At 41.6% G+C, this 13,522-nt stretch carries 11 protein-coding genes; all 11 read right to left on the bottom strand.

Going from position 1 to position 13,522, the window contains the following annotated elements:
* Positions 1 to 2 precede the first annotated feature (2 nt).
* The 11 genes from uvrC to NST18_RS10825 all read right to left on the bottom strand — a co-directional run bounded on the left by uvrC (position 3) and on the right by NST18_RS10825 (position 13,455).
* Entirely contained in the window at positions 3 to 1,784 is a 1,782-nt protein-coding gene (gene uvrC / locus NST18_RS10775; protein WP_004889159.1) for an excinuclease ABC subunit UvrC, read from the bottom strand.
* Positions 1,777 to 3,177, bottom strand: a complete 1,401-nt coding sequence (locus tag NST18_RS10780) for a hypothetical protein (protein ID WP_004889157.1) — start codon at positions 3,175 to 3,177, stop codon at positions 1,777 to 1,779. Before NST18_RS10780 ends, uvrC begins: the two co-directional genes overlap by 8 nt.
* Positions 3,178 to 3,221: 44 nt before the next feature.
* On the bottom strand, positions 3,222 to 4,136 hold the full coding sequence (locus NST18_RS10785; RefSeq protein WP_004889156.1) for an FTR1 family iron permease: 915 nt from the start codon (positions 4,134 to 4,136) through the stop codon (positions 3,222 to 3,224).
* A 19-nt stretch (positions 4,137 to 4,155) separates the two neighbouring features.
* Positions 4,156 to 4,902 (bottom strand): hypothetical protein, encoded by a 747-nt coding sequence (locus tag NST18_RS10790; protein ID WP_004889155.1) that lies wholly within the window; start codon positions 4,900 to 4,902, stop codon positions 4,156 to 4,158.
* A 236-nt stretch (positions 4,903 to 5,138) separates the two neighbouring features.
* Positions 5,139 to 6,512, bottom strand: coding sequence for an IS1380 family transposase (locus NST18_RS10795; protein WP_088223251.1), 1,374 nt, complete (start codon positions 6,510 to 6,512; stop codon positions 5,139 to 5,141).
* A 151-nt stretch (positions 6,513 to 6,663) separates the two neighbouring features.
* Positions 6,664 to 7,389, bottom strand: coding sequence for a glycosyltransferase family 2 protein (locus NST18_RS10800; protein ID WP_004889154.1), 726 nt, complete (start codon positions 7,387 to 7,389; stop codon positions 6,664 to 6,666).
* Complete coding sequence (locus NST18_RS10805) at positions 7,386 to 8,828, bottom strand: alkaline phosphatase family protein (RefSeq protein WP_004889153.1); 1,443 nt, start codon at positions 8,826 to 8,828, stop codon at positions 7,386 to 7,388. The genes NST18_RS10800 and NST18_RS10805 overlap by 4 nt, the downstream gene beginning before the upstream one ends.
* A complete protein-coding gene (locus tag NST18_RS10810) occupies positions 8,825 to 9,742 on the bottom strand; it encodes a lysylphosphatidylglycerol synthase transmembrane domain-containing protein (RefSeq protein ID WP_004889152.1) in 918 nt (305 codons plus the stop codon). The genes NST18_RS10805 and NST18_RS10810 overlap by 4 nt, the downstream gene beginning before the upstream one ends.
* The gene (locus NST18_RS10815; RefSeq protein ID WP_004889149.1) at positions 9,732 to 10,679 is read right to left on the bottom strand and encodes an NAD-dependent epimerase/dehydratase family protein; all 948 of its coding nucleotides are present in this window, start codon (positions 10,677 to 10,679) and stop codon (positions 9,732 to 9,734) included. Before NST18_RS10815 ends, NST18_RS10810 begins: the two co-directional genes overlap by 11 nt.
* A gap of 74 nt (positions 10,680 to 10,753) precedes the next feature.
* Positions 10,754 to 11,965 (bottom strand): hypothetical protein, encoded by a 1,212-nt coding sequence (locus NST18_RS10820; RefSeq protein ID WP_064214118.1) that lies wholly within the window; start codon positions 11,963 to 11,965, stop codon positions 10,754 to 10,756.
* A gap of 158 nt (positions 11,966 to 12,123) precedes the next feature.
* Entirely contained in the window at positions 12,124 to 13,455 is a 1,332-nt protein-coding gene (locus NST18_RS10825; protein WP_340720650.1) for an IS4 family transposase, read from the bottom strand.
* Positions 13,456 to 13,522: the final 67 nt, after the last annotated feature.

Raw genomic sequence — 13,522 nt, forward strand, 5'->3', positions numbered from 1 at the left:
GGTCAGCTTTCGTACGTTTGGAGCGTCTCGTAAATTTTTTGAGCGACATGTTTTGGAATATTTGCTTCCTGCAGTTGTTCAACGGTTGCTTCTTTTATTTTTTTAATCGAGCCAAAATATTGTAGTAGCGCCTGCTTTCTTTTTGTTCCGACCCCTGGAATTTGATCGAGAATGGAATGAAACGCAGATTTTGATCGCACTTGGCGGTGAAATGTAATCGCAAAACGATGCACTTCTTCTTGAATGCGTTGCAACAAATAAAATTCTTGACTATTTTTCTCTAACGAAATGACGCTTGGCGGATCACCAAACAATAAATGTGACGTTCGATGTTTATCATCTTTCACTAAACCAGCGACAGGAATCGATAACCCGAGTTCGCATTCCAACACTTCTTTTGCGGCTTGCATTTGTCCTTTTCCGCCATCGACAACAATGATGTCTGGAAGGGGCAAGCGTTCTCGCAACACGCGCGTATATCGCCGGCGAATCACTTCGCGCATCGACTCGTAATCGTCCGCCCCTTGCACCGTTTTTATTTTATATTTGCGATATTCTTTTTTTTCCGGCTTTCCATCAATAAATACGACCATCGCGGCGACAGCGTCTGTCCCTTGAATATTTGAATTGTCAAACGCCTCGATGCGATGAGGAGTTGAAATCCCAATTGCTTCGCCTAATTTCTCAACCGCACGAATCGTCCGTTCTTCATCACGTTCGATTAAAAAGAATTTTTCTTGCAAAGCAATTTGTGCATTTTTACATGCTAAATCAACGAGTTCTTTCTTTTTCCCGCTCTTCGGCTGCGTGACGCTCACCTCAAGCAATTTCATCGCCATTTCACCATCGATTTCTCGAGGTAATACGATTTCACGTGGCTTTAAATGGTAATGTTTACTGTAAAATTGGCCTAAAAATGTTAAAAATTCTTCTTCTGGTTCTTGATATAGTGGAAACATTGATACATTTCGTTCGATGAGCTTTCCTTGCCGGATGAAAAAAACTTGTACGCACATCCATCCTTTATCGTACGCATACCCAAAAATGTCTCGATCAACAAAGTCATGTAAAATCATTTTTTGTTTTTCCATCAATGCCTCAATGTACGCAATTTGGTCACGATATTCTTTCGCCCGCTCAAACTGTAACTGTTCGGCTGCTTCCATCATTTTTTCTGTTAATGCCTCTTTTACTTCTTTATACCCACCGTTTAAAAAACGCGTAATTTGTTCAACAATTTGTTTATTTTCTTCCTCTGACACTTTATATTCGCACGGTCCTAAACATTGTCCCATATGATAATATAAACAAACTTTTTTTGGCATTTTCTCACATTTTCTTAATGGATATAAACGATCAAGCAATTTTTTCGTTTCATGGGCCGCTTGGGCATTTGGATACGGACCGAAATATTTCCCCTTATCTTTTTTTACCGTTCGCGTAATGATGAGACGCGGATGCGTTTCCCCTGTAATTTTAATAAACGGATAGCTTTTGTCGTCTTTTAACATGACGTTATATTTCGGATCGTATTTTTTAATTAAATTCATTTCCAAAATAAGCGCTTCTAAATCCGAGGACGTCACAATGTATTCAAAATCAGTAATTTCATTCACTAACCTGAGCGTTTTTCCATCATGTGTGCCGGTAAAATAAGATCGAACACGATTTTTCAGCACCTTCGCCTTTCCGACATAAATGACTGTGCCATGAGCGTCTTTCATTAAATAACATCCCGGTTGATCAGGTAAAATGGCCAACTTTTGTTTTAATTGTTCATTCACGTTTTTCCTCCTCTCTCCATTCATATACGGTGATGCGCCCATACACAGGGTCAGATAATAAACTCGATTCATACGTTCGAACAAAATGAATATATGGACGAACGTCTATGCCTTGCGCTTGAAACCCTTTAACGACATGATCAGTAACATACACTTTCGCATGTGGAAATGCCGCTTTTTCACGTTGAAAAACATCAAAAGAGAATACACGTTCATGCGGAAAAGAAACACGCAAATATTCAAGCACGCGCGTTTCCTCCCATGTGAGTAAAATAAAAGGCTTTTCTTTCTGTTCAAAATCATACGCCAACTGATATGTCGCTGGCAACTGTGTCGCTTGACGCTTAACCCCTTGTATGCCGATAATCGTTTGTGAGAGAAGTAAAATAAGCATAACAGTCAATCGAAAACGTGATGACGATTGAAGGACACTGACAAACAAAAAGAATGAAACAATGACGACAATCGGCAATATATGTCTTGGCTTTTCAATGTTTTGCGCAAACAACGCCCATAAAAAATATGTCAATAAAAATAAACGATACAAAGGTGGAAGCGTTATTCGTTTCCAAGTCATAACCAACAAAACAATAAAGCAACTCAGCAACCATATTGACTGCTTAGCCATACCTGTCCAAATGATATTATAAAAAATAAGCATAATAGCTCGTTTCCAAAACGGTGCTTCATCTGTTGAAATCGCTCCACCCCATTGTGTAAAATGCCCTGTTGTAAATGAAAAAGCTAACTGCAAAAACCCCTCTCCCTCCGTCGTAGCCACTGCCATAATCCAAATAAATTGAAATGCAACCGCAATGAGACTGTATAGCAGAAGTTTCTTGAAGCGATATGCTCGCTTCCACCAAACATATAAAATACCAATCCCAAAAGGAATGTACGATAAACGAATACCAAGCATAACGCTAAATAGCCATAACGGAAGCAATTGCACACCGACACGATCCGAGTGAAGCGCACGTTGTAAACTCCATACATACCACCATAAAACAGCGAGTGCGCTTCCTTCCGACATCGGTTGTGAAGCGATTAACATGACGTAGCTAAGCGATTGGACGAGTGCAGTAACGACCCATGCGCACTTTTTTTCCACAAATATTTTGGCAAGCAAATAAATAGGGATCGTCGCACTCATCATGAGCAAACCGTTCCAAATGGCCAGCGCTTTAGCAGGATTGTCGACAAATAAATGAACAAGCATCCCCCCAAAAATAAAATACGGATACCCTGGGAAATGCGGCTGCATCGCAAGCAAATCATACCGATCAAGCGCCAAAGCAAAGTCCACTTCATCCCACGTTGCAGCAAACGGGCTAGCATAGACGAAACATGATATATACACAACAACTAGCGCAATAATTGAAACGATTCGCACAATAAACCCTCCTAAGCAAAAAAGTACAAGGTTCCCCTTGTACTTTACATCACTTGTTGTTCAAGCACCTTCTCATTTTGTTCGTTTTTTTCTTCTTTTTTGCCATAACGTGTTTTCACAAGTAAATAAATGACAATGAAATAGCCGATGTACGCCAACACTGCTTCAAGCGAAGGCATCGATGAATAACCAAATAGCGCCTTAAGAAAAATGCCGACATCGCCAGAAAGAATGGGTTCTTGTCCTGTGTCACGAACGAAATGCTCATGATCAATCGGATGTTCTGGCATAAACCACGTAATATCGTAAACATGTGGCATGACGCTGCCAATAATTTTTAAATCTTGCAACATCGAAATACCTTGCACAAGCAATCCCGCCGCAATCAAGATGATGAATGCGCCTGTGACTTTGAAAAACGTTTTTAATGGTACGCGCATCGTACCTTTAAAGAACATATAGCTTACAATAGCCGCAATCGTTAAACCTGTAATCGCTCCCCAACCTTGTACCGCTGCCCCGATGGTTCCGCCGGTAATGGCAGCAAAGAAAAAGACAGTTTCTACTCCTTCACGCAATACAACTAAAAATGAATGCATAACCATGCCAAACACGTCGCCTTTTGACACGTATTTGCTCATTTTTCCTTCCATACTGCTTTTTATATCTTTGCTATGCTCTGCCATCCAAAAAACCATTTGCGTCAACAAGATGGAAGAAATAAAAATAATGCTTACTTTTAAATACATTTCGCTCGCCATCGTTGAAAAGCCGGTAAGTACGACTTGAAATAATAAAGCGACGATTGCACTCGCAAAAACAGCTAAAGCTGCACCGAACCAAACATATTTCACATAACGCGATTGATCAATGCGCTTTAAATACGACGTAATAATCCCAACGATTAGCAGTGCTTCTAACGCTTCACGAAACGTAATGAGCAACGCTTGAACTTCCAACGCAACACGCCTCCTTTCTTTACTTTCGCTTTCTTATCGCATATACCACAACTGCAACAATCACTCCGACAATAACGACAATTGGAATCCAGTTCTTTACATTCGACAAATCTGTCCATTCCCTCTTTTTGGCCGCGGCTAACCGCCCTAAATCTTCTTCCGTAAAATGACCCGTTTCAATGCTCTCTAACTCAAATTGATCTTGCAATGCTTGTAAAATCGTGTCTTTACTTTCTTTAAATTGATTGATGTTCGATTGTTTTTTTCCTACTCCAAACAGACCTGGATTTCCGAGTGATTGAAGTGCGATATCAAACTGTTGTTTTAACTTTTCATCTAGCTGTGCATCTTTTTGTTGTACAATTGGAGAAAGCACTTTATATGTAGCAAATGCTTTCGCTAATAATCGTTTGCTCGTATCGTAATGATCGAAATTTTTTTCCACGTTTTCTAAACGGCGCGCAACGTTTAGCACAAGCACTTTTTGCATCGCTGAAATGATCGTATCCCCATCTTTATTTTCAATTGCTTCTAAAATAATGGCTGACGGTTCAGGCCCCATATGCATATCAATTTCTCCTTGAACCGTTTCGTAAATCGCTTTGGCTTCATCAAACTTTTTCTCTCGTACTTTCGCTACCATCTCTTTGTACGCTTCAGCTATCGTTTCCTCGTTCGGATCACCATACGAATAAGCGAATGAAGAAATAGGAACAGAAGTCAAAATAACAAGCAGCATCAAACTAAAAAATAAAAGCTTTTTCACCCTGATCTCCTCCTTATTTGATAATGATCCTGAATCCGTGATGGTTGGAAATCAACTTTGATTTTGGTGTTAGTTCTATGGATATATGATCCATACATCCCTTTTTTTGATGATTCCCTGCACCACTTTCATGTTTGAAAACGAGATAAATCCTCTTTTATGGAGATACAAACCAAAAAAGAGACAAAAAAAGTACAGGGGGGAGTGATGGATATGAGTACCCGAACATCTGTTTGTTATCTTGCCTCTTTCCATTTTTGATACACATTCAGTAGGAGTATACTGTACCCACTCCTTCGCGTCAGTTTCATCCAGATCTGTCGTGATCGGCGGACGAGTCGACCTGCCATCGTGATCACCGTCTGAATGATCGTCTTGATGCGGCGGCGTTTCACTTTATGATGTAATGGATGTCTCGGATCGCTTAATAGATCTTGTCCAATCAGGCGAAGAAGGTTGTACACGAATGCTCCCATGACTAACACGAGCGCATTCGTTTTCATCTTCCCTGATGGAAGTCGCTCTAAATCTAAGTCGCTTTTCAGTTCGCTATGAAACTGTTCGCATGTCGCATGATCGTGATACAATGCGAGCACATCACTCATTCGAACATGCTCGTATCCTTCGAGGCGCACCCAGTAGCTTTCGACTTCGTAATCAGGAACGAGCATCAGCTGTCCATTTCGTTCCATCGTTCGTTCCGTCACTTGGGTGACTTGAACGTACGTATACGTGTGTCCATCGATTGCTGCTGTCTGTGGAAGGCATAACTCATACGTTTGTACTCCTTCTGTTTGTCCATCATCGACGCGTCTGCCCTTTTGCGAAGCGATCTGGAACCAAAGCGCTTTCGATTCTCGGCGTAAGTTTCGCTTGATGACAAAGTCCACGTCTTCCTTTAGACATACGTGCACATTCGCTTCCGCATCGTTTCCTGCATCCATGCGGACAAGCAGACGAGACGAGGTCAGCGGACGAGCTCGACGGATGGCGGTAGTTAAAAACGAAGGCATGTTGTCTTGTACATGTTGTTTCCCTGGACGCAGCTCGGCATGAACGATATACCCTTCCTTCCCTGCGTACGCAAACAACGGCGTAAAACCGTCAAATCCTTTATACGTTCGACTCACTCCTTCTTTCTTCGTATCGGAGTTGTCAAATGGGGAAGCATCTATATCAAGGGGAAGCCATGTCGTTTTCCCTTTCGCCCAACAAGGGGACAAGGTAGCGTGTTGTCGAACCAACAGACGCATCGATTCCTCCCAAATGATGGTTTCGATCATCGGAAGACAAGCGAGCTGATCGAGACGCTGTCGCAACGTTGGGGAGGAAGGTACGTGCCGAATGCCCATTGATGTCGAAAAGATATCGTCCTGACGATACGCTTCGATATGATCAAAATCCGTTTTTCCTGTGGCAAGCAAGCCAATCATCGAGCGAATGACATCGCTATGGGAAATGTGCACATCTCGACGAACCGTTGGGAGCCGAAGGGCGTTTACTCGTTTATCCAGCTTCGTTTGGTGCAGTAAGTAGCCCACGAGAGCAAGCCCAGCACTTGGAGTAATCGCTTCATCTGTCAATACAAACCGAATCGGGAAATCTTTCATCACATTCACCTACTTGATGAAGAATCGTCAACGTCGTTTTCCCTTATCGTATCAACGGTTTGCATCCATTGTAAAGATGTTTTGTCACGGATTCAGGAATGATAATAATTATCATAATTTATGTCAATAAAAAATGCTTGAGATCGACTCTCTAGCGTTTTTGAACGGAAGAACTCATATGCTTCCGTTTGACAGAACGACACATCTCCTTCACAATAGCCGGAATGACATGTTTTAAATAAGCGGTAAACTTAATAAACGATTGTCCAGTCGTTCGCACTTGATATACAATCGGCACTTCTTTTAAGCGAAAGCCTTTGCGAACTAAATTTAACGTCAACACTTGCGCATAGTTGTAATCATGAATGATTTCTGCTTCTTCCATCGCCTGACGCGAAAATGCTCGCATACCTGATTGACCGTCGTAAATCCATGTTTTTAATAAAAGCGATTGAAGTAACGTAAACATATAGTTTCCAATTCGCCGATGCCACTTCATTCCCCGAATCGTTCCTAAAAAACGCGACCCCATCGTATAGTCGGCTTCTCCATGTAAAATAGGCATAATAAGGTCAGGAATTTGCTCCGGTGGATATTCGTTATCCGCATCAATCATCACACCGATATCCGCACCAAGTTCGACGCATTGTTGTAAGCCGGTACGTACAGCTGCGCCTAGCCCTCGATTTTGTTCGTGTCGGTAAATAAAATCCGCTCCCGCTCGTTTCGCTACATCTACTGTACGATCTGTTGACCCATCGTCAACGACAAGCACATACACATCGATATTCGGTTGAATGTGTCTTGGAATGCGGCGAATCACATCCCCAATCGCCCCTTCTTCATTATGTGCAGGTAAAAAGACAATTAATTTCATCGTTTTCCCTCTTTCTTTAGCGCTTCAACTAACACAGGGCCACGGCTATGGCTCGGATATGGCGCCCCTAACAAATAAGCGATCGTTGGGGCGAGAGAAACGAGACTATGTTTATCATCTACACGCTTCCCTTTTTCGATCATTGGGCCGTACATGAAAAATGGGACATACCGTTCTCCTTCATCTAAATGACCGTGTCCGCCAATTCCATCTGCTTGTCCATGATCTGCACAAACGATTAACGTCGTATTTTCCATTTTCCCTTGTTCATGCAACCATTCGACAAATTGTTGAATCAATTGATCCACCTCTTCAATTTTTTGCACATACTCATCATAGTGTACACCACGGCTATGACCCGTTTGATCCGTTCCAATAAATTGAACGACAAATAAATGTAAATCTTGTTCAGCCATCAGTTGTTTTGCTCGCTCCATAATATTGCGATCAGCGACATCATTATGCATGACAGCCGTTACCGTTTCGACATCGTTTCCTAGGGAATCGACAAGATGAGCAATGCCGAGCACTTTCCCTTTTTTCCCTACTTTTCGAAGGGAGTCGAAAATACTTTCAACACGAATGCCGAGCTTCCATACCATATTCGAGCGAATGCCATGCTCAAACGGGTACGTCCCCGTAAGCATCGATGTAAAGCAAACGACCGTTCGTGCCGGATATACCGTTTCCATTTGCGTAAAATCTGTTCCATTCGCACGAAGTGATTTCAAAAACGGAGCGTTTGCTTGTTCAAAACGATCTTTTCTCATTCCGTCAACAACGAGCACGATGACGCGATCGCTTAACGGTTGATCATTTGGTGAAACGTTATTTGTATAATGGTCAATGATTTTCGGTTTCCAATCAAATAAGTAACGGTGTAAAATAAACGACCATACAAAAACAAATACATAAAATGTTCCCCATGACACGACATGTATATCGTTTTGTATTCCATATTCCCATATAGAAAGAAGAAGCAATACTTTCGGTAATTGTTCCTGTGCATTCCCACTTGTTGAATCACTATTTTTCAATACAAGTTTCCAAAAACGAGTAAAATTCAACCACGTTGTTCCAATACGTAAATGATAGTATAATGTTCCCCAAAAGAAAACGGTGAAAAAGAAATAAAGACTAACAGCAAGCAAAAGTAAACCTGTCGGAACAAACGACCAAATCATTAGAAACACAACGTACGGAACCCATAAATAGTTACGTAAAAATAGCGGATAGTCATATACGTAGTACAATACAAAAAACGGAACAGTAAACAAAAAACTACTCAATATCCTTTTTGCTTCTTCAAATGTGATGCCATCAAACAAATGAAAAAGAAGCATCGTTCCTATAACAAAAATGGGAGTAAATGGCTTTCCTTCATTTAATAAATTCCAACATCTTGCTGCTACTTTTTCAAATTTTGATGCCTTTTTCACGCTGCCTCCTCCTTTCGAACGAATGTCCATAACGTCGGGATACGCCACCACACATATAACCCGACGACATAAGAAAATACAAATTTAAATGCATGCGTTGCTAAAGCAAGCGCATATGCTTGTTCCCAATGAGAATGGACGCGCGTTAACGCAAACGCCATCACTGCTTCATATGTCGCTACTCCTCCTGGCGTCATTTGAAATACTTGTCCGCCAACAGCCATGCTATTTACCCATAATGCCTCGGTAAAAGAAAGAGGAAAGGCGATCATTTTCGCCATTTCAAATAAAACAACGGATTCACATATCCAACTAAATACAACTACAACGCTGATTGGTACAAAGCGACGGCTCTTCCATATCATGCTCCAATGCTGCTTATGTTTTTGTAACCATGACGGATCCATGCGCCGAAGCACGAAAAACAACGCAACTACACCGCCAAAAGCGAGCGGAAAAATAAGGGCAGAACGAACAACCGTATGCATATAAATGATTGCACCAAGAAAAGCAAAGAAAAATAAAATGATGAAATCAAGAAAGCGTAACACAATAACAGAATGAGTAACCATCGAAAATGGAATACGCTCCTGCTTTACACATATGCCGATGCGAGGGACATCGCCAATTTTAATTGGTAATATATGATTAACAAATAAACTAGCAAATATCCCAACGATACACGTTTGGAAACGTGCTTGGGGCAAATACCATTTCCATGCTATTGCACGTAAAACGAAAGCCAGACCATACATGATGACCATATAACTGGCATGCCACGGTTGCGAAACAATCTTATATGCAAGATCAAACAACACATGAGCGTCAAAATGATGAATCGTTATCCATATAAATGACGCAATACATATAAAACTTATGATTCGTATCAAAATTTTTATTTGTTTAGTTTTCATATCGTTTCGCCCATTCAACCGTTTTTGCTAGCCCTTCACGCAACGATACGCGCGGCTCATAGCCAAGCTTTTCTTTCGCTTTCGTAATATCGGCCCACGTGGCGACGACATCACCGAGACGCGGCAGCTCATAACGAATGCGCATACGCGGAAAATGTACGCGCAACTCTGCAAGCAACTGCTTCATTGTTACCGGTTGTCCAGCACCAAGGTTAAACACATTGCTTTCTCCTTTTCGTTCTAACGCTTGAATCATACCGCCAACGATGTCATCAATAAACGTATAATCCCGTGCTGTATGATCTCCGTAAACGGTAATGACCTCATCACGTAGTAACTGACGAATAAATTTACTAATCGCCATGTCCGGCCGCCCCCACGGTCCGTATACTGTGAAATAACGAAAAATCGTCATCGTGTAACCATATATATGGGCATACGCGTGACAAAACGATTCCGCACTATATTTCGCCGCTGCATAAGGGGAAATCACTTGACCGTTTGCCATTTCTTCTTTTAACGGTTGAAACGCTTGATTGCCGTATACAGAAGAAGAAGAGGCAAACAAAACGTGCTGAACTCCCGCTTCTCCTGCCGCTCGTAACACGTTCACTGTACCTTTTACATCGTAATCGATATATGCCAGCGGGTCTATTAACGATGGTTGCACTCCTGGCAACGCAGCCAAATGGAAAACCATATCAGGTTGATGCTCGAAAAAAATTTGTTTTAATGCATCGAATTGAAGAATGTCTGTATGATAAAAATGAAAAAAACCAACATCTTTTATTTGTTGGAGCTGACGTTGTTTTCTTGAAATGGAATAGTAAGAATGAAAATTATCGATTACAATCAGCTCATGTCCAAGTTCAAGCAATTTTTTCCCTAAATGACTACCGATAAAACCTGCCCCACCTGTGATACATACTTTCGCCATCCGTTCGACTCCTTCACCTTTCATGCCCTACTATTGTATCACAACAAAAAAGCCGCGTGTTATGCGCGGCTTTTTTATTGAATGATCGCACTTACCGCATCAAGCACAGCTTTGCTATGTTGGGCAGCTTCTTCTTTTTTGTTTTCCGCAATCGCGTTATACCATTTTTCTGCTGTCGCAAACACGTCTGCTGCTTTTTGCTCGCCCAATTTTGCTTTCACATCTAATTCAATTGCCTTTAAGAACATGTTTCCTTCTAACGCTTTTACTTTCGCTTCAACAACGTTATTCTCATCTAACTGCGCCGGTGCTTTTTCATGATAGCCTTTCATTTTACCAAACAACGCTTTGGCGAATAATGCACCCACTTCTTCTGCTTTAATGTTTTTATAATCGTTATTTAATGATAAAATTTCATCTAAACGTGCTGTCGCAGCTTCATCACCTTTAGCCAAAGAACCTTTAATCGCTTGGAAAAAGCCCCATGCTTCTGCTTGTTGTCCTTTTAGCTCATCTTCTGCCTTACCTTCTTTCACACCGGCTTCAATTTTTTCAGCATATGATTTAGACGCCAAATAGTAGCTGCGATAGATCGATTTATCTGTCAACTGAATGTACACTTTAAAATCATCTACGTTATTCGCTTTTAACGCTTCTTCTTGCGCTGCTAAACCAGCGTTAATGCTTTGTTCGAGGCTAGATTCTCCCGTTAATTGATAATATTCATCACGTTTCATTGCCGTTGGAACAAAAATTTCTGCTGCAAGCAATTTAATTTGTTCAAACAGTGCTGTCGCTTTTTGTTGATCACCAGCTTCAAGCGCCGCTACAACATCTTTTTGTAACTTCTTTTGCAATTGATAAAAATACGATTGCGTCACTTTATCAACAATTTGACGTGCTGGATGAACGTTTAATTCTCCGCTTTTTCCGCCTTGAATCGCTGCTTCAATCGTTTGAGCAAATGTACCATCTAGTTCATTAATTGGCTTTTGTAATTGCTCTGTATATGTTTTTTCTACGATGCTCCAATCCACAGGTTGTCCTTCTTTCGCTTTTGCTGTTTCTGTTTTGATTGCTTTATAAGCATCAATGAACGTTTGAACATTTACTTGTTCTTCCGCTTGTTCGGTTTCAGCAGGTTGTTGCTCTTCCTGTTTTTCTTCTACTTTTGTTTCTTCCTTCTTCTCTGTCGTTTCTGTTTTCTCCGCATTTCCGCAACCAGCCAGCACGCCACCTGCTAATAAAAACATGGCAAACACAGCTTTTAATTGACGTTTTTTCATTTCGTATGTATCCCCATACCCGTCAAGTTTAGTGTTAAGGGTCGTTGTGTCCATACGCAATGTTTGTGATCATTAGCTGAAGAAAAAGAATACCACATGTTTTAGGCATGCCAAATAACCCTCTTGGAGAGGGTTATTTGGCGTTTTTATGAATCTAATCAATAAATACCCAATTTAACCAAGAGATCCGATGCCGTTTCTTTTCCTTTCCTTCGATCCTTTCTTCCATGTTTTCTCAATAGAAGGAGGGGAGAAGAAAGGCTGATTTCTTCCTTGGATAGGCGCAAAAGCAGTTGTTGCCAATAGGATTGGAGAACATCTAGTGCTTTCCGTTCGCTGATTTGAATCCCTTCTGTTTGTTGCCAATACGTTCGAGCTTGAAACAGAAAGGTTTGAGTCACCAAAATGGCAATCAACGTCCCATATACATGGCATTCGAACCGTTCTTTCTTCATCTTCTTCACTTTCTCCAAATCAAAAACGGACTTCCACGCTTTAAACAGCAGTTCAATTTGCCACCGCAAAGAATAAAGCCCATAAACCTGTTGCCCATCAAACGACTCTTGTGGTAAATTAGTCAGTAAGATGTGGTATTTCTTTTGTTCGAGGGTTTGGCGTGTCAGCGCCTTCCCTTTTCTTTTTTCCCTTTTTCGCACATACGCCATCCGTTTTTGCCATTCTTCTTCCGTCAAACGTCGAAAAATCAAGCGTGGGATATACAAACGCTCATGCCCGATGTATACATGTTCCATTTCTACTGATTCCCCTTCCTTTAATTGATTCCCAAGAGATTCCCAATCCCATTCCTTCCACTGGCTATTCTCTTTGATATACACTTTCATATCGGAACGGAGCCGAGTAATATAATACGCTCCTCGGGCGTCGATCTCGGTTAGTGCGGCAACGGAGAAAAAGCCCAAATCCCGAATACATAGGTCATTCGGCAAAATCGTGTGCTGGGCATGATAGGCAAAACGGGCGTCCGAGTCATTGGCCGATTGAACGCATAGTTGAAGACAGGCACCAGACAACAAGTCATATTCAAACTGAATTTTCGCTCCTGATGAGACGGAACCTCGGTAGTCCTCCCCGTAGTCGGCAGGAACCAAAAAACTGGTCGAATCCAAAATCCGCAAGCGAGTAAAACACGTCCGGTAGGTTTGGATGGTGGACCAAAGCAATGGGCGTTGTCGTTGGAGGAGAAGGAAAAACACTTCTCGCAAAAACGCCACGGCTCGCTCGGTAAAGCGCTGATTCAATCCTTCGCTGGACAGGGAACAGTCATGGCGGAGCGTGAGAGACGTACATAACCGTTGGAGTGATTGTTGTGCCAGTGAGCCATCTCCCCATGCACAAAGAGTCAAAAATGCTTCTGCCGTTAATGCTCGTTTTCGTTGGATAAATCCTGTTTCTTGAGCAAGATGAGTCAATGTCTCAGGCGAGAAAAGTTGGCGGATGGTTTTCATCCATGCTTGCATTTGATTTTCCATAGAAAAAATCCTTTCTAACGAAGAGTATTCGCTAGAAAGGATACCATGTTTTTAACGGTGTACAAAG

It is taken from the genome of Anoxybacillus sp. FSL W8-0104 (genome assembly GCF_038004465.1).
GTDB lineage: Bacteria > Bacillota > Bacilli > Bacillales > Anoxybacillaceae > Anoxybacillus > Anoxybacillus flavithermus_G.